This is a genomic window from Streptomyces sp. NPDC034085 (assembly GCF_055575555.1).
Map to the genome: position 1 here is coordinate 453,534 of NZ_JBVISL010000003.1, position 19,298 is coordinate 472,831.

21 protein-coding genes are annotated in these 19,298 nt (G+C 75.0%); 9 read left to right on the top strand and 12 right to left on the bottom strand.

Annotated features, from left to right (window positions below):
• Positions 1 to 69 precede the first annotated feature (69 nt).
• Positions 70 to 648 (bottom strand): RNA polymerase sigma factor, encoded by a 579-nt coding sequence (locus tag ACZ501_RS12410; protein WP_361609749.1) that lies wholly within the window; start codon positions 646 to 648, stop codon positions 70 to 72.
• A 501-nt stretch (positions 649 to 1,149) separates the two neighbouring features.
• Here ACZ501_RS12410 and ACZ501_RS12415 point away from each other — a divergent pair.
• Positions 1,150 to 1,581, top strand: coding sequence for a VOC family protein (locus ACZ501_RS12415; protein WP_361609747.1), 432 nt, complete (start codon positions 1,150 to 1,152; stop codon positions 1,579 to 1,581).
• Positions 1,582 to 1,605: 24 nt separating this feature from the next.
• Here the strand turns inward: ACZ501_RS12415 and ACZ501_RS12420 are convergent, their stop codons facing one another.
• The gene (locus ACZ501_RS12420; RefSeq protein WP_361609757.1) at positions 1,606 to 2,238 is read right to left on the bottom strand and encodes an NADPH-dependent FMN reductase; all 633 of its coding nucleotides are present in this window, start codon (positions 2,236 to 2,238) and stop codon (positions 1,606 to 1,608) included.
• A gap of 306 nt (positions 2,239 to 2,544) precedes the next feature.
• Here ACZ501_RS12420 and ACZ501_RS12425 point away from each other — a divergent pair, with 306 nt between their 5' ends.
• Positions 2,545 to 3,318, top strand: coding sequence for a polysaccharide deacetylase family protein (locus tag ACZ501_RS12425; protein WP_361609745.1), 774 nt, complete (start codon positions 2,545 to 2,547; stop codon positions 3,316 to 3,318).
• A gap of 60 nt (positions 3,319 to 3,378) precedes the next feature.
• Here the strand turns inward: ACZ501_RS12425 and ACZ501_RS12430 are convergent, their stop codons facing one another.
• The gene (locus ACZ501_RS12430; protein WP_468794617.1) at positions 3,379 to 4,287 is read right to left on the bottom strand and encodes a hypothetical protein; all 909 of its coding nucleotides are present in this window, start codon (positions 4,285 to 4,287) and stop codon (positions 3,379 to 3,381) included.
• A 386-nt stretch (positions 4,288 to 4,673) separates the two neighbouring features.
• Between ACZ501_RS12430 and ACZ501_RS12435 the strand changes: the two genes are divergently transcribed.
• Positions 4,674 to 5,783, top strand: a complete 1,110-nt coding sequence (locus ACZ501_RS12435; RefSeq protein WP_361609931.1) for a mechanosensitive ion channel family protein — start codon at positions 4,674 to 4,676, stop codon at positions 5,781 to 5,783.
• A gap of 21 nt (positions 5,784 to 5,804) precedes the next feature.
• On the opposite strand, the gene ACZ501_RS12440 is transcribed toward ACZ501_RS12435, so the two are convergent.
• Positions 5,805 to 6,659, bottom strand: a complete 855-nt coding sequence (locus tag ACZ501_RS12440; RefSeq protein WP_361609930.1) for an SDR family NAD(P)-dependent oxidoreductase — start codon at positions 6,657 to 6,659, stop codon at positions 5,805 to 5,807.
• A 136-nt stretch (positions 6,660 to 6,795) separates the two neighbouring features.
• Entirely contained in the window at positions 6,796 to 7,266 is a 471-nt protein-coding gene (locus tag ACZ501_RS12445; protein WP_361609929.1) for a hypothetical protein, read from the bottom strand.
• A 177-nt stretch (positions 7,267 to 7,443) separates the two neighbouring features.
• On the opposite strand from ACZ501_RS12445, the gene ACZ501_RS12450 reads away from it, so the two are divergent.
• On the top strand, positions 7,444 to 8,412 hold the full coding sequence (locus ACZ501_RS12450; RefSeq protein WP_468794620.1) for an alpha/beta fold hydrolase: 969 nt from the start codon (positions 7,444 to 7,446) through the stop codon (positions 8,410 to 8,412).
• Here the strand turns inward: ACZ501_RS12450 and ACZ501_RS12455 are convergent.
• Positions 8,409 to 9,485 (bottom strand): cation diffusion facilitator family transporter, encoded by a 1,077-nt coding sequence (locus ACZ501_RS12455; RefSeq protein WP_468794623.1) that lies wholly within the window; start codon positions 9,483 to 9,485, stop codon positions 8,409 to 8,411. The genes ACZ501_RS12450 and ACZ501_RS12455 overlap by 4 nt on opposite strands.
• 253 nt (positions 9,486 to 9,738) lie before the next feature.
• Entirely contained in the window at positions 9,739 to 10,290 is a 552-nt protein-coding gene (locus tag ACZ501_RS12460; RefSeq protein ID WP_468794626.1) for a hypothetical protein, read from the bottom strand.
• A gap of 203 nt (positions 10,291 to 10,493) precedes the next feature.
• Between ACZ501_RS12460 and ACZ501_RS12465 the strand changes: the two genes are divergently transcribed.
• From ACZ501_RS12465 to ACZ501_RS12475, 3 genes are all read left to right on the top strand, one after another.
• Positions 10,494 to 11,168, top strand: coding sequence for a hypothetical protein (locus ACZ501_RS12465; RefSeq protein ID WP_361609925.1), 675 nt, complete (start codon positions 10,494 to 10,496; stop codon positions 11,166 to 11,168).
• A gap of 108 nt (positions 11,169 to 11,276) precedes the next feature.
• Positions 11,277 to 11,858, top strand: coding sequence for a heme-binding beta-barrel domain-containing protein (locus ACZ501_RS12470; protein ID WP_361609924.1), 582 nt, complete (start codon positions 11,277 to 11,279; stop codon positions 11,856 to 11,858).
• Positions 11,859 to 11,974: 116 nt separating this feature from the next.
• Positions 11,975 to 13,612: an alpha/beta hydrolase gene (locus ACZ501_RS12475; protein WP_468794629.1), complete on the top strand. Its 1,638-nt coding sequence runs from the start codon at positions 11,975 to 11,977 to the stop codon at positions 13,610 to 13,612.
• Here ACZ501_RS12475 and ACZ501_RS12480 read toward each other — a convergent pair.
• A complete protein-coding gene (locus tag ACZ501_RS12480; RefSeq protein WP_468794632.1) occupies positions 13,540 to 14,298 on the bottom strand; it encodes an SDR family NAD(P)-dependent oxidoreductase in 759 nt (252 codons plus the stop codon). The two genes, ACZ501_RS12475 and ACZ501_RS12480, sit on opposite strands and share 73 nt — an antisense overlap.
• A gap of 115 nt (positions 14,299 to 14,413) precedes the next feature.
• Entirely contained in the window at positions 14,414 to 14,998 is a 585-nt protein-coding gene (locus ACZ501_RS12485; protein WP_361611194.1) for a TetR/AcrR family transcriptional regulator, read from the bottom strand.
• A 181-nt stretch (positions 14,999 to 15,179) separates the two neighbouring features.
• On the opposite strand from ACZ501_RS12485, the gene ACZ501_RS12490 reads away from it, so the two are divergent.
• Positions 15,180 to 15,614 carry a CBS domain-containing protein gene (locus tag ACZ501_RS12490; RefSeq protein ID WP_361611193.1) on the top strand — a complete coding sequence of 145 codons (435 nt, stop codon included), beginning with the start codon at positions 15,180 to 15,182 and terminating at the stop codon, positions 15,612 to 15,614.
• 235 nt (positions 15,615 to 15,849) lie between these two features.
• On the top strand, positions 15,850 to 16,911 hold the full coding sequence (locus tag ACZ501_RS12495) for an N-acetylmuramoyl-L-alanine amidase (protein WP_468794635.1): 1,062 nt from the start codon (positions 15,850 to 15,852) through the stop codon (positions 16,909 to 16,911).
• On the opposite strand, the gene ACZ501_RS12500 is transcribed toward ACZ501_RS12495, so the two are convergent.
• The 3 genes from ACZ501_RS12500 to ACZ501_RS12510 all read right to left on the bottom strand — a co-directional run bounded on the left by ACZ501_RS12500 (position 16,814) and on the right by ACZ501_RS12510 (position 19,276).
• A complete protein-coding gene (locus ACZ501_RS12500; RefSeq protein ID WP_468794637.1) occupies positions 16,814 to 17,686 on the bottom strand; it encodes a class I SAM-dependent methyltransferase in 873 nt (290 codons plus the stop codon). The two genes, ACZ501_RS12495 and ACZ501_RS12500, sit on opposite strands and share 98 nt — an antisense overlap.
• A gap of 11 nt (positions 17,687 to 17,697) precedes the next feature.
• A complete protein-coding gene (locus ACZ501_RS12505; protein WP_362459626.1) occupies positions 17,698 to 18,357 on the bottom strand; it encodes a DUF2278 family protein in 660 nt (219 codons plus the stop codon).
• 112 nt (positions 18,358 to 18,469) lie between these two features.
• Complete coding sequence (locus ACZ501_RS12510) at positions 18,470 to 19,276, bottom strand: MBL fold metallo-hydrolase (protein ID WP_468794640.1); 807 nt, start codon at positions 19,274 to 19,276, stop codon at positions 18,470 to 18,472.
• Between the last annotated feature and the right edge of the window lie 22 nt (positions 19,277 to 19,298).

A 19,298-nucleotide genomic window follows, 5' to 3' on the forward strand; every position in this document is an offset into this window, starting at 1 on the left:
GGACCGCGGCGTCCTTCAGGGCCGCGTCCAGTTCGCGCAGCGGCATGTCACGGTCAGCGGGCATGTCGCTCACTGGTCCTTCTCCTCTCCGGGGATCCAGTCCACCCCGAGCTTGCGGGACAGGGTGCGGCGGGCGCCGCGTAGGTGCGAGCGGACCGTCGCTGGGGAGATCCCCATCATCCGGGCGACCGTCTCGAAGTCGTTGCCCAGCAGGAAGGCCAGCAGCACCACGTCGTACTGCCGCTCGGACAGCTCCGCGATCGCCGCGTACAGGCCGAGCTTGGACTCCAGCAGTTCGAGCCGTTCCCTCGACGAGCGGCGCAGCGCCGAGAACCACGCCGTCTCCACCATGGCCACCTGGCGGCCGAGGGCGGCCAGGCGGCGTTCGACGTGTTCGCGCAGCACGGCCCAGGCGAAGCCGTGCAGGCTGGCCTCCTTCAGGGCCTGGCGCCACACCTTGAGCAGGAAGGTGAACACGTCGTCGACGACTTCCTGTGCGTCCTTGGCGTTGCCCAGCTGGAGGTGGGCGTAGCGCAGGTACGCGCGGTGCTGCTGGGAGTGGAACGCGGTGAACTCCACGGGCAGGACGCCCGCCAGTTCACTGGAGACCGTCTGGTCCCCGGCTGGGTCGAACTCGCCTTCGCTCATGCACTCCCCCACCGTTGTTCGTCGCCGCCCTCCTGGGCGGTGGGTGTCACATCGCTCGAGAAAACACGGACCGTGGTGGCGACTATCAGCGCGAGGGCGACGATCTCGGCAACATTCACTGCGGCGCGGAACCTTCCAAGTGGCGTGTGGGGTGACCGGCTGCCCGCCCCCGTGTGCGGCAGCCGTGGAGCGGCAAGCGCCCCCCATCACCACCCCATCGGAAATCACGCCCGATCGTGCAAGCCGGTCCCGGAAATCTTCCGGAAGAGTGGCGTCCGCCGCGCCGCACGCCCCTTCGCGCCAGCGCGCGCCCCTTGCCGCGGGTACGCGCCCCCGGCGTTGCGGCGCCCGCGCACTCGCCCGCCCGGGGCTGGTCCGCCCACTGCCGGCGGCACGCCGGGGAGCGGTTCGCCGTCCATGCCCCAAGCTGGGGGTCTCCCCCTGCGGGAGACCCGATCCCACCGTCCCGCCGGTCCGCCGGCGCTGCCCAGGAGGCACCGCGTGAACTGGACGCTCGAAGTCGTCCCGGTCCCCGTCACCGACATGGACCGGGCGAAGGAGTTCTACGCCGACGCGATCGGCTTCGGGGTGGACCTCGACGCCGAGGTCGCCCCCGGCGTGCGCATCATCCAGCTGACCCCGCCCGGGTCGCGGTGTTCGGTGGCGCTGCTCCAGGGGATGCCGCCCGCTCCCGGTACGGAGGTGACGGCGCCGGGCACGCTGCACGGCCTCCAGCTCTGCGTCACCGACATCGCGGCCGCCCGGGAGGAGCTGGTGGGCCGGGGCGTGGACGTCTCGCCGGTGCGCCACCTCGGGGAGGCCGGCTGGGAGGACGGCAAGGGCGGCACCTGGAACTCGTTCATGACCTTCCGGGACCCCGACGGCAACGGGTGGGTGGTGCAGGAGGCGCCGTCGGAACTGTCCCAGCGCTGAAGGGGGGCGGGTTCCGGCGGCGCGTCAGTCCTGGGCGCGCGCGGTGACCGGGGCGTCGGTCCGGTCACCGAGGAACTCGTACCAGCGGCGCTGCAGGCACAGGTAGCGGGTGTCGGCCTCGGCGAGGTCCAGGAAGGCGTCGACCGTGGAGGCCAGGCGCTCGCCGAGCCCCCGGTCGGCGAGCGCGCCGTCCTCGGTGAACTCCTGATGGGCCGCCGCCAGGCTGAACATGTCCGGGTAGACCCGTGCCCCGAGGTGTTCCAGCGGGATGCGCAGCGCCCACAGGCCGCGGTTGCCGCCGACCATCGAGGGCGAGGCCGACACCAGCAGGACCTGCTTGTCCTTGAAGGGCTGCGGCCGGATGCGCGAGACCCAGTCGACGGCGTTCTTGACGACGCCGGGGACGGAGGCGTTGTACTCGGGCGAGGCGATGACCACGGCCTGCGCCGCCTCGATCCGCTCGCGCAGGGCCAGCGCCCCCGGCGGAACGCCTTCCTCGGCCTCCAGGTCCCCGTCGTACAGGGGCATCGGGAAGTCGCCGATCGTCACGGGCTCGGCGGTGGCCCCGTCGCGGACCACCAGGCCCGCCACGAGCGTGGCCAGACGGGTGTTGACGGATCCGGTCCGGGAGGAGCCCGAGAGCACGAGCACGTGCAGCGAGGCCCGTCCGGTGAGGCCCTCGTCGTGGGGGCGGGCCGGGTCCGGGGGGAAGCGGTCCTGGTCGTTGGGGTTCACGGCTGTCTCCCTTGCCGGTGCGGCGCCTCCGGCGGCGGAGGCCAGGTGCCCGCAGCGGACTGTACGGGGCGCCCCCGCGGCCCCGGGCCGGGCGCACCGGGCCGCGGCGGCGCGGCGGGCGGAGATCACCCGGGTGCCCGGCACGGCGGTCGGCCGCAGCGTCCGGCGCCCGCGCATAGTCGTGTCGGCGCCGCGCGGGGCGGTGCCGGGTGCGAAGGAGCGACTGTGGTGGATGCGGGACGACGCGCCGCGCTGGCGGCGCTGCTGGCGGCGGGGCTGGTGCCGGGGCGGAGCGCCCTGGCCGCGCCGGGTGGGCCGGTGCGGGAGGGGGCCGGCCCGGTCGCGGCGGGACCCCGACCGCCGGCCTCCCTGCTGGGGCAGGAGATCCGCCGGCTGCCGACGTCCCGCAGGGTGGTGGCGCTGACCTTCAACGCCGCCTGGGACGAGAGCGGCCTCGCCGCCGTCCTGGCGGAGCTGCGGCGCCGGAGGCTGGCCGCCACCTTCTTCCCGACGGGCCGGTTCGCCGAGGCGCATCCGGCGGCCGTCCGGGCGATGGGCGCCGTGCACGGGCTCGGCAACCACTCCTACAGCCACCCGTACTTCGACGACCTCGGTACGGCCGAACGGGCGCGCGAGGTGCGCGCCGCCGACGCGGCGATCCGGGCGGCGTCCGGGGCCGAGCCGCTGCCGTTCTTCCGGTTCCCGTACAGCTCGACCACGCAGGACGCGGTCGAGGACGTGAACGGCCTCGGATACGCGGCGATCGAGTTCACCGACGACACGAACGGCTACCTGGGGCCCGCGGGCGGTATGACGGTGGACGGGGCGGTCCGCAGGGCGGTGAACGCCTTCGGTCCCGGAGCCATCCTGCAGATGCACGTCGGCAGCGGTGCGGGCGACGGCGTCGTCCTGGACGCCGAGGCCCTGCCCCGGATCATCGACGCGGCCCTGGAGGAGGAGTACGAGATCGTCGACCTGCGCGCGTTCCTCACCGCCGGGTGAGCACGGGGTACCGCCCGCTCCCGCGGCCCCTGGGGGCGGCGGGAGCGGGGGGTCAGGGTGCTACCACCAGATGACGACGTAACCGGAGCCGCCCGGCTGGCCGGCGATGCCCGGTCGGGCGTTCTCAGGGGTGGGACGGCCGCCCGCGCCGCCGTTGCCGCCCTCACCGAAGTGCGTGGGGAGGCCGACGATGCCGTCGGCGGGCTCGCCGCCCTCGCCGCCCTCGCCGCCCGTGCCGCCGGGCGCACCGGCGTCGCCCGGTTCGCCCGACAGGTTCACGCCGCCCGTGGAGCAGGAGCCGGTGCCGCCCGCACCGCCGGCGCCGCCGGCACCCGCGGTGGCCGTACCACCGCCGCCGCCACCGCCACCGCCGCCACCGCCCGCGGTGGCGAGCGCGGTGTTGGTCGCCGCCGAGACGACGGTGGTGGTGCCGCCCGTACCGCCGGCGCCGCCGGCCCCGCCCGTCGTTCCGCCGGGGGTGCCAGCGGTGCCGGAGGTGCCCGGGGCGCCGACGTCCACGCCGTAGTCGGCCAGCGGGGTCACGTTGAGCGTGCACCAGGTGAAGCCGCCGGCGCCTCCGCCACCGCCGCCGCCGCCCGCGCCCAGGGCGCTGGTCGAGGCGCCACCGCCGCCGCCACCGCCACCACCGGCGCCCCAGGCCTGGACGAAGACGGTCGTCACGCCCGCCGGCACGGTGAAGGTGTTGTCGGAGGTGAACTGCCGCAGGCCGTGCGGGAACTGCGTCGGCCGCTTCTTGCGGTGGTCCTGGCCGTTGTCCTTGTCCGGGTTGCGCTGCTTGTCCTGCGCCGACGACGCGTTCTGGTCCGAGGGCCCGGGGCCGTCCGCGGACGCCGCCGGGGCGATCGCCACCAGCTGGCCGGTCAGGGCCGCCGCCGCGGCGAGGGAGGCGAGCAGCACCCGGGAGCGCGTCCGGGGCCGTGGGGTCACCTTGTGAGCGTTCAGGTTCATGACTTCCTTCCCCGCCGGCGCTGAGACCGCCGCGGGAGTGCGAGGGAACGGGTGCGTGGGCCCCCGTGACCCGTTGGGCGGCCCGGGCGCCTCTCCACGCGCAGCACATACCACCGCTCCCCGTCTCCGCCGCCGCCCCGACAGGGCCGGGGGTGTGGGCCGGGCAGGTGAGGAGTTCGTCAACCCGGAGCAACCCGCCGGGGCGGAGGGTCCGGCTGTGGGGGCGGCGGCGCATGGGGCAGGATGGCAGTCCGTTCGGAATGCGTACGTCCGTTCCAACGCGGCTGCGTACACGACGACCTGACAGGTGACAAGGTGACGACACAGCACATACGGCGGCCCGCGGCGGCTCCCTCCCCCGCCCTCCACGGTGGGGAGGCGAGGCGTTGACCCGCGACCTCGTCCTGCACGACTGGGTGGTGGCCGGCATCGCGCTGGCCTGCGGCGGCGTGGCCGGTCTGGTGCTGCGGGCGCTGATGAAGTGGCTGGCCAAGCACGCCGGCCGGACCAAGTGGAGCGGCGACGACGTCATCGTCGACGCGCTGCGGACCATCGTCCCCTGGGCGGCCGTGATCGCCGGGACCGCGGTGGCGGCTTCGGCGCTGCCGCTGACCGCGCGGGTCGGGGGTGTGGTCAGCCGGTCGCTGACGGCGCTGCTCATCGTCATCGCCACGCTCAGCGCGGCCCGGGTGGTGGCGGGTCTGGTCCAGTCGGTGGCCGCGTCCCGTACCGGGGTCGCGGCGTCCGCGACCATCTTCGTCAACATCACGCGGATCGTGGTGCTGACGATGGGCGTCCTGGTGGCCCTGGAGACCCTCGGGGTGTCGATCGCCCCGCTGGTCACCGCTCTCGGGGTGGGCGGTCTCGCGGTCGCGCTGGCGTTGCAGGACACCCTCGCCAACCTCTTCGCGGGTGTGCACATCCTCGCCTCGAAGACGGTCCAGCCGGGTGACTACATCCGGCTGAGCAGCGGCGAGGAGGGCTACGTGGTCGACATCAACTGGCGCAACAGCGTGGTGCGCAACCTGTCGAACAACCTGGTGATCATCCCCAACGGCCGTCTCGCGCGGACGAACATGACCAACTACACCCAGCCCGAGCAGAAGCTGTCGATCCTGGTCCAGGCCGGGGTCGGCTACGACAGCGACCTGGAGCACGTCGAGCGGGTGACCCTCGACGTCGTGGACGGGGTCATGGCCGACATCAGCGGCGGGGTCCCCGACCACGAGGCCGCGGTCCGCTTCCACACCTTCGCGGACTCCCGGATCAACTTCACGGTGATCCTCGGCGTCGGCGAGTTCAGCGACCAGTACCGGATCAAGCACGAGTTCATCAAGCGCCTGCACCGGCGCTTCCGGGCGGAGGGCATCTCGATCCCGGCGCCCGCCCGCACGGTCTCCCTCCAGCAGGACGAGGCGCGGGCGCCGCTGTCGGCCCCGCCGGTCCCGCACCAGCGGGACGCCTCGTCCGAGGTGCTGGCGGACCGGCGGCGGTAGCGGGCCCCGGGGGCCGGCCCGTCAGCCCACCCAGGCCGCCGTCATGGCCTGGACGGCCGAGCCGTCCAGGTCGGAGAGCTTGCGGCCGGTGAAGTCGCGGGCCCAGTCCGAGGTCTGCACCCGGAAGGCCGGCTTCTCGGCGGTCAGGGCCTCGATGATCGGTGCGGCCGCCTCCGCCGGGGTCTGCGCCTGGGCGAAGGACGCGACCGTGCGCTCGATGTACGTCCCGAGCGCCGGCGCGTAGGGGCCCGCCGCGCTGAGCATCGCGGGGACGTCCACGCCGATGGTGTCGACGAACTCGCTCGCCACCGCGCCCGGCTCCACCACGGTGACGGCGACGCCGACGGTCGCGGCGACGGGCGCGAGCGACTCCATGAACCCCTCGACGGCGAACTTCGCCGCGCAGTACGCCTCGTTGAAGGGCTGGCCGATCACACCGCCGACGCTGGTGACCGTGATCAGGCGGCCCCGCGCGGCGCGCAGGTGCGGCATGGCGGCCCGGGTGACCTGGACGACTCCGAAGAAGTTCACCTCCATGGTGGAGCGGACGTCCTCGACGGTGCCCTGCTCGATCGTGCCGACCCGGCCGGCGCCGGCGTTGTTGACCACCGCGTCGAGCCGCCCGTACTCGGTCAGCACCTCGTCCAGGCAGGCGGCGATCGAGCCGGCGTCGACCACGTCGAGGCGCTTGACCTGGACGAGGTCCTCGACGCCTGCCTCCGCCGCGGCCCGGCGCAGCGGCCCGGCCTTCGCGGTGTCGCGCATGGTGGCGACGACCTGCCGGCCGGCCTGCGCCGCGCGGACGGCGGCTGCGAGGCCGATGCCGGAGGAGGTGCCGGTGATCAGGACGGTCTGCGGGGTACCGGTGGTGCTCATGGGAAGCTCCGGGGGTCTGGGGGCTGTCTGCACACCCCAAGATGCCGTGGCCGGACGGCCGGAGCGAGCCGGTCGCGGCCCGCGGCCCCGACGGTGCGGCAGGTTCCGGGCGCGGACGGTCCGGCCCCCGGGGCGCTCAGGACCCGGTCGGCGCCGGGGCGGAGGGCAGGGGCTTGGAGTGGCCCCCGTAGCAGAGCACGCTGATCAGGACGGGCGTGGTGGGCTGGTCGGACACCCGGGTGCCTCCGGTGAGGGTGGCGGTCGCCGTCCAGTTGTTCTTGCGGATGCTGAGGACCTGCGCGCCCAGGTCCGGGCCGGGCTGCCAGCCGAGACCCGAACGGGCTCGGGCGAAGGCGCCCTTCAGCGCCGCGTCGGCCGTCGCCGTCGGCGCCTGGGCCGTCAGGACCTCCTGGCAGTCGATCAGCTGCATGTCCGGCGGGTTCCGCTTCAGCTCGACCCCCTGCTCCGCCATCGCGGAGGTCAGGTCCGCCACCACCGCGTCCGGCGGCAGCGGCGGCCCGGAGAAGCGCGGCGGCAGCGGCCCCAGGTCCTGAAGCGGATGCGCGCAGGCCCCGGCCGTCATCAGGACCAGCGCGACCAGCCCCATGCGCCCCGGGCGCCCTCCCCGTCGCCGTCCCCGTCCCCGCCCCGCACGCACGATCCCGTCCGCCCTTCTCGTTCCGTCCACGATCGAGCAGTCTCGCATCCCCCGGAACGGCAACGACGTCCAGGCCCGTTCCCCACCGGTATGTTCGGCCTCTGGCCCATCGCAGGAGGAGACGGCGTGACGGTGACCGAGGAGAAGGCCGTGAACGTGGGACCGGCGGGCATCGAGGTCGCCTACGAGCGGTGGGGGGACGGGCAGGCGCCGCCCGTCCTGCTGATCATGGGCATCGCCCTCCAGATGCACGGCTGGCCGGACGGCTTCTGCGCGGAGCTGACGGGGCGCGGCGTCCAGCTGATCCGGTTCGACAACCGGGACGCGGGGCTGTCCTCGCACTTTCCCGACGCGCCCGTGCCCGATGTGCCGGCGGCGCTCGCCGGCGACCTCTCCTCGGCGTCGTACACGCTGTCCGACATGGCGGCGGACGCGGTGGGCCTGCTGGACGCGCTCGGTCTGGACAGCGCCCATGTGGTCGGCCTGTCGCTGGGAGGGGCGATCGCGCAGACGATGGCGATCGAACACCCGGGCCGGGTCCGGTCGCTGACCTCGCTGATGTCCACGACGGGCGACCGGACGGTCGGCCTGCCGGACACCGCGGCCCTGAGCGCGCTGGCCGGGCCGCCGCCGAAGAGCCGCGAGGAGGTGGTCGACCGGACGGTCAACGCCGTGCGGGTGCTCGGCTCGCCGGGGTACGCGTTCGACGAGGCGGCGGCGCGCGAGCGCGCCGGGCGCGCCTTCGACCGGTCCTACGATCCGCTCGGCGTCGCCCGGCAGGCGGTGGCCTCGGTGGCGTCGGGGGACCGCACGGCGCTGCTGCGGTCCCTTCGGCTGCCCACGCTGGTGATCCACGGCGCCGATGACCCGATGTGCGACGTCAGCGGCGGCCGGGCCACGGCCGAGGCCGTCCCGGGAGCCGAGCTGGCGGTCTTCCCCGGGATGGGCCACGACCTGCCCCGCGACCTGTGGCCGGAGATCGCCGCCCTGATCACGGACCTGGTCCACCGCACGGAGGCGTCACGCGGCGGCCGCTGGGGAGTGTCGTCCGAGGAGCCCCACCAGCCGGGAGGAACTGTGACGGCACGACCCTAGGCCGTCCGGACCCGGCCGGCCGTGTGGTCGGTGTGGACGGTGGCGGCCGTCATCCTGGGGACCGCACGGATCAGGGCGTGTTCGGCGGCGACGGCCAGATCGTGGGCCTGGACGACGCTCAGGTGGGCGCCGACCACGATGTCGGCCTCGGCGCGCAGGGTGTGGCCGATCCAGCGCATGCGCAGCTGCCCTACGCCGAGCACCCCGGCCACCTCCCGCAGGGCGCGCTCGGCGGTGTCCACGAGGGCGGGATCGACGCAGTCCATCAGACGGCGGTAGACCTCGCGGGCGGCGTCCTTCAGGACCAGCAGGATGGCGAGGGTGATCAGCAGGCCGACGACGGGGTCGGCGGCCCGCAGGCCCGCGGCGGAGCCGGCCGCCCCGAGGAGCACGGCCAGCGAGGTGAAGCCGTCGGCACGGGCGTGCAGGCCGTCGGCGACCAGGGCCGCGGAGCCGATCCGCCGGCCGGTGCGGATGCGCAGGCGCGCCACCCACTCGTTGCCGGCGAATCCGGTCAGCGCCGCCGCGCACACCGCCCCGAGGTGGGTGACCTCCCGGGGGTGCAGGAGCCGGTCGACGGCCGCCCAGGCGGCGAGGGCGGCGGACGCGGCGATGACTGCCACGATGAGCACCCCCGCCAGGTCCTCGGCGCGGCCGTACCCGTAGGTGTAGCGGCGGTTGGCCGCCCGCCGGCCGAGGACGAAGGCGATGCCCAGCGGTACGGAGGTCAGCGCGTCGGCGGTGTTGTGGACCGTGTCGCCGAGCAGCGCGACGGACCCGGACAGGGCGACGGTCACGGCCTGGGCGGCCGCGGTCGCCCCCAGGACCGCGAGGGAGACCCACAGGGTGCGCATGCCGTCGCGGGAGGCCTCCATGGCCGCGTCGACCTTGTCGCCGGCTTCGTGGCGGTGCGGGGTGAGCAGGTGCGCGATCCGCCGGCGCCCTCCCCGGTGGTGATGGCCCGGCCCGTGCTCGTGGCCGGTGGCGTGGCCGTGTTCGTGTTCCTGCGCCTCGTGTTCGTGCGCGTGTCCGTCTGCGGGAGTGCTGCGGCTGCTGCCCCGAATGCCGTCCATGGAGCCTACGTTGGCACAGGGAGACCATTGCGGCTACAGCCGTCATACGTGCCGTGACCAGGTGCGAAGGCCTCGCACCTACGCCCGCCCCCAGGGCCGGAGCGGCTCTCCCAGCGGCCCGTGCTCCTCCTCCGGCTCCTTCGCCCGGTGGGAGGCGAAGTCCGGCTGTGTGCCGTCGGCGTCGGTGAAGCCGTACTCCCGGTACAGGCCCCCCGTCCCGCGCGCGGCGAGGTGGGACGTGCGGCGACCGCGGTCAGAGGACGGCCGTGAGGATCCCGACGAGGACGGCGGCCGTCAGGCCCAGCACGACGACGGCCACCATCGCGGCCAGCGCCGCGAGTACGAAGCCGCCCCCGTCCACCGCGCCGCCGTGGCGGGCGCAGGCGGACAGCCAGGCCGCGAGGGTGAGGAAGGGGACGAGGAGCCATCCGGTCGCGACGCCGATGTTCCCCACGGCGTGGCCGGACAGCTCGTACGCCCTGCCGCGGGCGGTGCGGACCTCCACCTCGGAGCCCGGCCGGTGCTCCTCGGCGGCCGTCTCCAGCAGGATCTCCTCCGGCGCTCCCCCGCCCCTGCCGCGCGGCACGTAGCGGCCCTTGCATTCGGTGCCGCCCGCATAGCCCTCCGCGTCGGCGGCGTCGTAGCACTCCGAGATGGTCACGACGCCGTCCACGGGCCCGAAGCCGAGTACGGCGGCCAGTTGCGGTCCGGGCAGGAGCCAGACCAGCCAGGCGGCGAGGACGAGCGTCGCCGCCGCTCCGAGTGCGGCCGCGCCCCGGACCGCCTTCCGTGCACCACCCCGCACCACCGCACCCCCTCCCCCCGTGGGGCCATACCCGTCGGGGGCGCCGCCTAACGCCGTCAACCGGGCGGCACCCAAGTAGCCACCGTCCGCCATCCGCCATATGGGGTGCGATGCCCCGTCGGGCCCCCGCGCGGCTCCTAGGATGAGGCCCGCTGCGGCCCCGGGCGGGCCGCGGTTCTGGCCCACAGGCAGGGAGTTGAGGAATGAAGCGGTTGCGCGCACTGGTCGCGGTCGGGGTCCTGGCACTGGCGTCCGCGGGGACGGGCACCGCCGCGCAGGCCGACCCGCGGCCCCCCGCGTCCGGCTCCACCGGCTGCCCGGCCGCGGAGATCTACGCCACCGACAACACCGCGGTCATCACGGACCCGGCCGACACCCGGCTCAAGAAGCGGCTGAAGCGCTTCGACCGCGAGGTGCGTGAGATCATCCGTGCGCACGGGGCCCGGCCGGGGTCCTCCACCCTGCTGGACGGGGTGTTCTGGTCCGAGGAGGAGCAGCAGGCCACCTACGAGCGCTCGCGCGAGTTCGACGTGGAGCGGGTCGACGCGGACGGGCTGCACCACATCGCCGACGTGGTCCGCAAGCAGTACCGGCAGGAGTCGGTGCTGACCTTCCGCTGCCTGCCGCGCACGTCGCCGGAGACCGACGCCGTCGAGATCCAGGCGCAGGGGGTCACCGCCACCCGGCTGCGCGAAGCGCTGCTCGCGGACGCCGAGGCGCGCAGCCGGCTCGGCGGCGGCTCGGTCGCCCTCGACGGCCGGCTGATCCTCGTCGCGCCGCTCGCCGACCTGCAGCTCGCCCGGAAGTTCACGGCCCGGCTCGGGGTCGACTGGAACTCCGTCGAGGTCCGCTACGGCGACGAGGAGTTCGTCGTCTAGGGGGTGTCCGGGGTGCGGTGTCCGGCTCGCGGACGGCCTCGGAACGGCTCCGCCCCGCGCGCTACGCTGCACGCTCGCGGGGGACGACCACAGACGGGCAAGGTGACCATGTTCGAGCCGGCGCAGGAGAATCCGTACCCCGACAGCCACGTCCTCGGCCAGGGGCCCGCCCCGCATCCGCTGCTCGCGCCGGTACTCCCCCTCCTGGGGCGCTGGCACGGGCGGGGGCGTGGCGCGTACCCGACGCTGGCGCAGGACTTCCGGTACGAGCAGGAGATCACCTTCAGCCACGACGGCCGGCCCTTCCTGCGCTACGAGGCCCGCGCGTGGCTGATCGACGAGGCCGGTGCGCCGGTGCGCCCGGCGGGGCGGGAGGCCGGGTGGTGGCGGGTGACGCCCGACGCGTCCCTGGAGGTGGTGCTGGCCCATCCGACCGGCATCGTCGAGACGTACACCGGCCGGGTGTGGGGCACGGGGGCCGGCGCGGAGGCGGCCACCGGCGGTACGGCGGTCCTGGAGGCCGAGATCGAGACGAAGGACGTGTCGCTGACCCCGCTGGCCAAGGAGGTCACCGGCACCCGCCGCCACTACACCCTCGACGGCGCCGGCCTGACGGTCGTCCACGACATGGCCGCCGTGGGGCAGCCCCTCCAGCACCACCTGACGACGCGTCTGCGCCGCCGCGGGTGACGGCGGGGGTGGCGCCCGCACCACCACGGACACGGGTCGTGGGGGGATCGTCGCGGGCCCGCCGTTCGCGGAGGATCGACACGACCGATCACCGCGACGAGGGAGGACCACCCCACATGCACCTGTTCAGGAAGACCGCGCGCCGGGTCGCATCCGCCGCCTGCGGGCTGCTCGCCGTGGCGGCGCTGCCCGCGGCCCCGGCGAACGCCGCCACGGCGCCCGGGGCACCGGCCATACCCGGCCGGTACGCGGACCAGCGCCTCGACTGGCGGCCCTGCGCATCCGGCCCGCTGGAGTGCGCCTCCATGGCGGTACCGCGCGACTGGTACCACCCCGGCCGGGGGCCGGACCTCACCGTGGCCGTGTCCCGGCACCGCGCGCCGGATCCCGCCGCCCGGCGCGGGGTCCTGATGATGGCGGCCGGCGGGCCCGGGGCCTCGGGCCTGGGGCGGCCGGCGGGACTGGCCTCGTACGCGCCGAAGCTGGCCGCCGCGTACGACATCGTGAGCTTCGACCAGCGCGGTGTCGGGGCGAGCACGAACGTGGTGTGCTCCGGCCAGGAGAAGGTGGACGCCCTGTTCGGCGGCGGCGATCTGCGCGACCGCTCGGAGCAGGCCGTACGCGCCACGGTGGAACGCGCACGGGACTTCGTACGCGACTGCCGTCGCAACTCGGGGGACCTGCTGCCCTACATCACCACCGACCAGGCCGTGCACGACATGGACCTGTACCGGGCGCTCCTCGGCGCCGGCACGGTGTCGTACTACGGCCCCTCCTACGCCACCTACCTCGGCGCCCGCTACGCGACCCGCTTCCCGCACCGCGTCGAACGGGTGGTGCTCGACAGCAGCATCGACTTCGGCGGCAGCTGGCAGGAGTTCATGACGGGCCAGCCGATGAGCTTCCAGCGCCGGTTCGAGCAGGACTTCCTGCCGTGGCTGGCGGCGAACGACGCGACCTACCACCGGGGCGGGACCCCGGAGGAGGCCAAGGCCTCGTACGAGCGGCTGCGCGCCTCGCTGCGCGAGCGCCCGCTGGAGCTGGAGGGGACGCGCGTCCTGCCGGACCACCTGGACGCGGCCGCGACGGGCATGATCTACAGCGGTGACCGGTTCCCGGACCTGGCCGCGCTGCTCGGTGTCCTGGACGACCCCGCGAGCGTGCCGGCCGCCGCCCGTCGGGCCCTGGCGCAGAAGCTGAAGCACCCTCTGGGGGCGGCGTTCGCCGCGGACTTCTTCTCCGTGGTCTGCCAGGACACGCCCTGGACGCGCGGCCGCGCGTACTGGGTGCGCAGGAGCGCGGCGGACAGCCGGGCCCACCCGCTGGCCGGCGCGCGCGAGCTGGCCTACGCCTCGGTCTGCGCCGCCTGGCCCCGCTCCGGGGCTCCGCGCGCCGAGGTGGCCGCCGCGGAACTGCCGCCCGTCCTGATGCTCAACTCGCGGCACGATCCGGCGACGTACTACGAGGGAGCCGTACGGGCCCACGAGCGGCTGCCGGGATCGCGCCTGATCACGGTCGGGGGCGGTGACCACGGCACCTACCAGGCGAAGAACGCCTGTGTGGACCGCTACGTCGAGGACTTCCTGCTCGACGGCCGGATGCCGCAGGCGGACGCCTCCTGTGCGGGCAAGCCGCTGCCGGATCCGGCCGCGCGGGGCGCCGGGGGCGGGCAGCCGGGCGCTCAGGCGGAGGAGCCGCTGTCGATGACCAGGTCGGTCCCGACCACCGAACCGGCGGCGGGCGAGGCGAGGTAGAGCACGGCGGCGGCCACTTCTTCGGCCTCCGCGACGCGGCCGAGCGGGTTCTGCGACTTCATCCGCTCGGCGCGGTCCGCCTCGGTCTCGCCCGGCCCCAGCGACATGGGCCCGGCCGCGGCGCCGGGGCTGACGGCGTTGATGCGGATCCCCTCGTGGATGTGGTCGAGGGCGGCGGCGCGGGTGAGGGCGGAGACGGCCGCCTTCGAGGTGATGTAGGCGGCGGCGTTCGGGATCCGCAGGTGCGCGCCGAGGTTGGAGGAGATGTTGACGATGGCGCCGCCGCCGTTCTCCCGCATGTGCGCGATCTGGTGCTTCATCGCCAGCCAGACGCCGGTGACGTTGGTGCGCAGGACCGCCTCCCAGTCCTGTTCGGCGATGTCGCCGGCCGGTCCGGTGCCGCGGAGTATGCCCGCGTTGTTGACCGCGACGTCGAGTCCGCCGAAGCGGGCGGCGCTCTCGCGGACGAGGTCCCGGAGCCGGGCCGAGTCCGTGACGTCGGCGGTGACGGCCGCGGCGGTGCCGCCGGCCGCCCCGATGAGGGCGACCGTCTCGTCCAGGGTGGCGGCGGTGCGGCCCGCGGCCACGACACGGGCTCCCTCGGCGGCGAAGGCGAGCGCGATGGCCCGGCCGAGGCCGGAGCCCGCACCGGTCACCAGGACGGTCTTGCCGGTGAAGCGGTTCATCTTCGGTGACTCCCTCGCGGGGCGGTGAACCCCATATTGGAACGAACGGTTCAGTATGCGGGCCTGTGAAAAGGCCCGCAGGAGGGCATGGGCGGGGTGGTACGGGCCGGCGCCGTCAGGCCAGCAGCGCCAGCGCCTGCTCGGCCGCGTCCCGCACCCGCGCGGGGTCGTCCGAGGCCTTGCCGACGACGCGGACGCCCTGGAGCAGGACCAGCAGCATCCGGGCCAGCGCGCGCGGATCACGGCCGGCGTCCAGCTCCCCCTGCCCCTGGGCCCGTACGAGCGCCGAGTGGAGCAGCGTCTCGAGGCGGTCCCAGCTCACCTCGACCCGGCGGGCGGCCGCCGGGTCGTGCGGGGCCAGCTCGGCCGCCGTGTTGGTGACGAAGCAGCCGCTGCGCCGCACTCCCGGGGACGCGGCCTCCGCGGCGAAGCGGCGCACCACGGCCCGCACGGCGGGCAGCGCCGGTCCCGGCGCGGAGAGCTCGGCCAGGAGCAGCGGGTGGTGCGCCTCCGCGTACCGGTCCAGGGCCTTCAGGTAGAGCTCGTGCTTGCTGCCGAAGGTCGCGTAGATGCTGGCCCGGCCGATGCCGAGGTGCTCGACGAGGTCGGCGACCGACGTCGCTTCGTAGCCGCGCCGCCAGAACAGCTCGAGGGCCGACTGGAGCACGGCGTCCGGATCGAATTCCCTGGTCCTGGCCATGCCGAAGATCGTAAGGCTATCTGGAACGAACGGTCAACTACGTTTCGGCGTCCCGCCCCAGGGGGACCGCCCGACGCGCCCCGCCCGTCCATCCGTGCTGTCCTCGTAGGGGGAGGGCATGGAGGGGCGGAGGAGGGCACGGGAGGGTTTCGGAACGCACTCGGAAAGCCGAGGAGGCACCATGAACAGGAACCTGCGGGCCCGGGACATCATGAGCAAGGGCGTGCAGTGCATCCGCGAGGACCAGTCCCTTCAGGACGCGGCGCGGATGATGCGCGACATGAACGTCGGCTGTCTGCCGATCTGCGGGGACGACGAGCGGCTCCAGGGGCTGATCACCGACCGCGACATCGTCGTCAAGTGCTGCGCCGAGGGCAGGGACCCGGCGACGGTCCGGGCCGGGGAACTCGCCGGCACCCTGCACTGGGTGGACGCCGACAGCAACGCCCAGGAGGCGCTGGACACCATGGAGGTCCACCAGATCAAGCGGCTGCCCGTCATCGACATGGCCGGCGGCCGGCGCCTCATCGGCATGATCACCGAGGCCGATCTGGCGAAGAACCTCTCGGACGAGGACATCGCGGAGTTCGCGGTCCGCGTGTACGCCGCCAACTGAACCGCTCATCCGCCCCCGGGGGCACGAGCCGCCGGCCGCCACCCGTGACCGACGGGCCCCGGGCTCGTTGAAGGGGGCGGTCAGCGAAGTACGCAGAGCGCCGGCCGGGCACTTCCAGTCCGGCCGGCGCCTTGTGTCCTCGGGGCCGGGGAACGGCTCGGGGCCCGCCGCAGAAGCCACTGGTTCCGGTTCCCGTCGTCCTCCGTCCGCCGACCGGGATCCAGGAGAGAGCCGAGTGCGCACCCGCGGGATCCCGCTGACGCCCCTCACCGCCGCCCTCACCTGTGCGCTCGTCACCCTCGCCGCGAGCGGCGGCGCACCGGCCGGGCCTCCCCCGCCGCCGCATGCCGTCACCCTCACCTCGGCCGGCGCCGCCGCCGTCCTCGCGGACGACCGGGCCCCCTTCAGCATGCTCGCCGTCACCGCGCCCGCCGGCGGCCCCGACGGGCCGGGCGGGGCGTACCGGGTCCGCGCCCGGCAGCGGGGCTCCGGGGCCTGGACCCCCTGGACGGAGGTGGAGGCCGGGGAGCCGTGGTGGGCGGGGCCGTCCGACGCGGTGGAGGTGCGCGCGGGCCGCGCCGGGGCCCGGCTGCCGGCCGGGCTGCGCCTGGACCTGGTCGACCCGGGCCCCGGGCGGGCGGGCGCGGCGGAGCCGGCCGCCTACGAGGGGGCGGGCGGGCCGGCCTCCCGGCCCCGGATCGTCCCGCGCGCCCGCTGGGGCGCGACGGAGGATCCCGCCGAGCCGGTGGTGTACGGCCGGGACGTGCGGGCCGTGTTCGTCCACCACACCGCTCAGAGCAACGACTACGACTGCGCGGACTCCCCGGCGGTCGTACGCGGTCTGCAGGCCCTCCACCAGCGGGTCAACGGCTGGAAGGACCTCGGCTACAACTACGTGGTCGACAAGTGCGGCACGGTCTTCGAGGGCCGTGCCGGCGGCTCCGGCCGGCCGGTCACCGGAGCGCACACCCTCGGCTTCAACACCGGCACCCTGGGCGTCGCGGTCATCGGCCGGTACTCCGACCGCCAGGCGCCGCCCGGGGCGGTGGCGGCCGTCGCGCGGCTGGCCGCCTGGGCGCTGGGCCGCTACGGCTACGACCCGGCCGGCACCGTCACCCTCAGCGCCTCCTTGGACAACGGGCGCTTCAAGGCCGGGGAGCGGGTCACGGTGCAGCGGATCTCCGGCCACCGCGACGTGTTCAGCACCGAGTGCCCGGGGACGGCCCTGCACCGGCAGCTCCCCGCCGTCCGCAAGCTGGCGACGGGCCCGTTCGGCGGCCTGTTCGGCGGCCGCTGACGGCCCAGGCGCGGGCCGTCAGCGCGATGGACCCGTCGCGCCGTGCCGGCAGGGACCCGGCCAGGGTGTCGCGCAGCCGCCGCCGGGCCGCGGGGGCTAGGGAGGCGACGTAGCCGGGTGCGGGGCCCTGCCCGGCCAGGAAGGGATCCCACACGTCCGCGAAGCCCGTGAACACGGTGGGCACCTCGACCGGGACGACCTCCACCGCCGTCAGGCCCGCCCCCGTCCACAGCGCGCGCAGCGGCTCCGGGCGGCACAGGGGGAAGCGGCGGCCCTCGTCCAGGGCGGCCGCCGACGGGTCCACGGCGGCGGCCGCGTCCCAGAACCGGCGCAGCAGCCCCATGCCCTCCGCGTAGTCCCACACGTACGCGGCGACCAGCCCGCCCGGCCGCACCGCCCGGGCCGCCTCGACGGCCGCCGCTCCCGGCGCGGGCAGGAAGTTGAGGGCGAGGCCGCTGACGACGGCGTCGCATGCCCCGTCGCGCACCGGCAGCGCCTGGGCGTCGGCCACCGCGAAGGCCGCCGTGCCGGGCGCGGTGGCGCGGGCCGCGGCCACGAAGGCCGCGGACCGGTCCACGCCCAGCACCAGCCGTGGCCGGCACCGGGCCGCCACCGCCCCGGCGAGCGCGCCCGTACCGCACCCGGCGTCGATCCAGCGGGCCCCGGGGCCCACGTCCAGCGAGGCCGCGAAGGCGTCGGCGACCAGCCGGCTCCAGCGGCCCATGTACCGCTCGTAACCGTCCCCGGCCGCCCAGGTGTCGAAGCGTTCCTCCACGCGGCGGCCGCCTATGCCGGGTGGCCGTCGGGCCCGGTGTGGCCGGCCTGGCTGGAGAACTTGTTGAGGAAGACGTCGTAGTGGCCGTCCGGCCGGCGGGTGAGGGTGGCGCCGTCCTGCCAGGTGCCGTTGTCGTCCCACCACTGGCTGCCGTACGGATCGCCCTGGTTCTGGTGGATGTTGTGCATGCCGAGCCCGTGGTCGAAGGGCTCGCCGAAGACCAGGATCTCCCGGCCGGGCACGAGCAACGGCTCCAGCGCCTGCGCGGCGTCGAGGTTGGAGCCGGAGGTCCAGGGGCGGGGCGGGTTCAGCCGGTTCAGGAGCTCCCGGAGCCGTGCGGGCGGCCGGATGACGCCGGCGCAGCCGGGGCGGTGCTGGAGGCCGGGGTGGCGGAGGTAGTCGAGGGCTCCGGAGCCCGGGGAGGCCGAAAGGTCGTGGTAGCCGGGGTCCAGGGAGGGCACCGGGTCGAGCACGGAGGCGGCGAGGGTGAACACCTTCCACTGGACGCCGGTCGTGGACTGCTTGCTGTCCACGTCGACGGCGCACCGGTGGCGGCCGGCGGGCGCGTCCACCTCCAGGTTGACGTGGAACCAGCGCCCCTGGGTGTCGGGCTGGTCGCGGAAGTGGCGGTGCAGCGTCCCTGACAGCACCCCGTAGGCGTCGAGCGGCATGCGGCCAGTCAACCACCGCCCGCGGGCGCGGTGGTGTGACGCGCGGGGGTCCGGCGCCCGGACCCTCGGGCGGCCCTACCGGTGTCCGTCACCGGGGGTCGCGCGGCCGGTCCTACCGGGGGCCCGGCGCGAAGGCGGCGAGCATCTGCTCCAGGGCGGCCTGGTCCGGGCCGGTGAAGGGGGTCAGGCCGGGGACCGCGGTGAGGGTGTCGAGGAAGCGCGGGGTGAGGCCGGAGGCCGGCGGCAGGTGGGTGGAGAAGATGGTCCGCGGGTCGGCGGAGCGCAGCGGGTCGGCCGTGGCGAGGAAGGCGTCGCGGTCCGCCACCTGGGCCCAGGGGCTGTCCACGCTCGCCCAGAGCAGCTGGGCGGCCTTCAGGTCCTCGGCCCCCACGTCGGAGACGTCGTCGCAGGTGGCGAGGTCGGCCGTGGGCAGCGGGGCGCCGAAGCAGTCGGAGCTGAAGCAGGTGCCGGTGCGGTCGTCGAAGAACCCGACGGTGGCGGGGTTGTCGTACAGCGGCGGCCGGAAGGCGTGCAGTGTGCGGTCTCCGACGTCCAGGCTCTGGCCGGGGTTGAGCAGGAACACGCGGTCCTGGGGCAGCGGGTGCTCGGTGGACATGATCCCGACGCCGAGGAACGTGGAGACCACGCGCGCCCGGGGCGCTGCCTCCAGGAGGGCGAAGAGGCCTCCGGTGTGGTCGCGGTCGGGGTGGGTCAGCCAGATCCAGCGCACGTCGGCCGGGTCGACCGCTCCGGCGAGGGCGGCCAGGAAGTCCCGGTCGGGCAGGCCCAGGCCGGTGTCGACGACGACCGGCTCCCGGGCGTGCAGGACGAAGGCGTTGACGGGGACGAAGCCGATTCCGGGGACTTCCAGGCAGTCGGCGAGAACGGTGGTGTCGGAGCCCACCTGGTGCGTGCTCATGATGATCTCCACGGCCCTGCGG

Coding starts and splice junctions, on each gene's coding strand:
- ACZ501_RS12505 (WP_362459626.1), bottom strand. CDS start 18,357: ATGCCGCTCGACGCCTACGGGGTGCTGTCAGGGACGCTGCACCGCCAC.
- ACZ501_RS12430 (WP_468794617.1), bottom strand. CDS start 4,287: ATGAACCTGAACGCTCACAAGGTGACCCCACGGCCCCGGACGCGCTCC.
- ACZ501_RS12470 (WP_361609924.1), top strand. CDS start 11,277: ATGTTCGAGCCGGCGCAGGAGAATCCGTACCCCGACAGCCACGTCCTC.
- ACZ501_RS12440 (WP_361609930.1), bottom strand. CDS start 6,659: ATGAGCACCACCGGTACCCCGCAGACCGTCCTGATCACCGGCACCTCC.
- ACZ501_RS12480 (WP_468794632.1), bottom strand. CDS start 14,298: ATGAACCGCTTCACCGGCAAGACCGTCCTGGTGACCGGTGCGGGCTCC.
- ACZ501_RS12475 (WP_468794629.1), top strand. CDS start 11,975: ATGCACCTGTTCAGGAAGACCGCGCGCCGGGTCGCATCCGCCGCCTGC.
- ACZ501_RS12445 (WP_361609929.1), bottom strand. CDS start 7,266: ATGGGGCTGGTCGCGCTGGTCCTGATGACGGCCGGGGCCTGCGCGCAT.
- ACZ501_RS12510 (WP_468794640.1), bottom strand. CDS start 19,276: ATGAGCACGCACCAGGTGGGCTCCGACACCACCGTTCTCGCCGACTGC.
- ACZ501_RS12410 (WP_361609749.1), bottom strand. CDS start 648: ATGAGCGAAGGCGAGTTCGACCCAGCCGGGGACCAGACGGTCTCCAGT.
- ACZ501_RS12465 (WP_361609925.1), top strand. CDS start 10,494: ATGAAGCGGTTGCGCGCACTGGTCGCGGTCGGGGTCCTGGCACTGGCG.
- ACZ501_RS12455 (WP_468794623.1), bottom strand. CDS start 9,485: ATGGACGGCATTCGGGGCAGCAGCCGCAGCACTCCCGCAGACGGACAC.
- ACZ501_RS12490 (WP_361611193.1), top strand. CDS start 15,180: ATGAACAGGAACCTGCGGGCCCGGGACATCATGAGCAAGGGCGTGCAG.
- ACZ501_RS12485 (WP_361611194.1), bottom strand. CDS start 14,998: ATGGCCAGGACCAGGGAATTCGATCCGGACGCCGTGCTCCAGTCGGCC.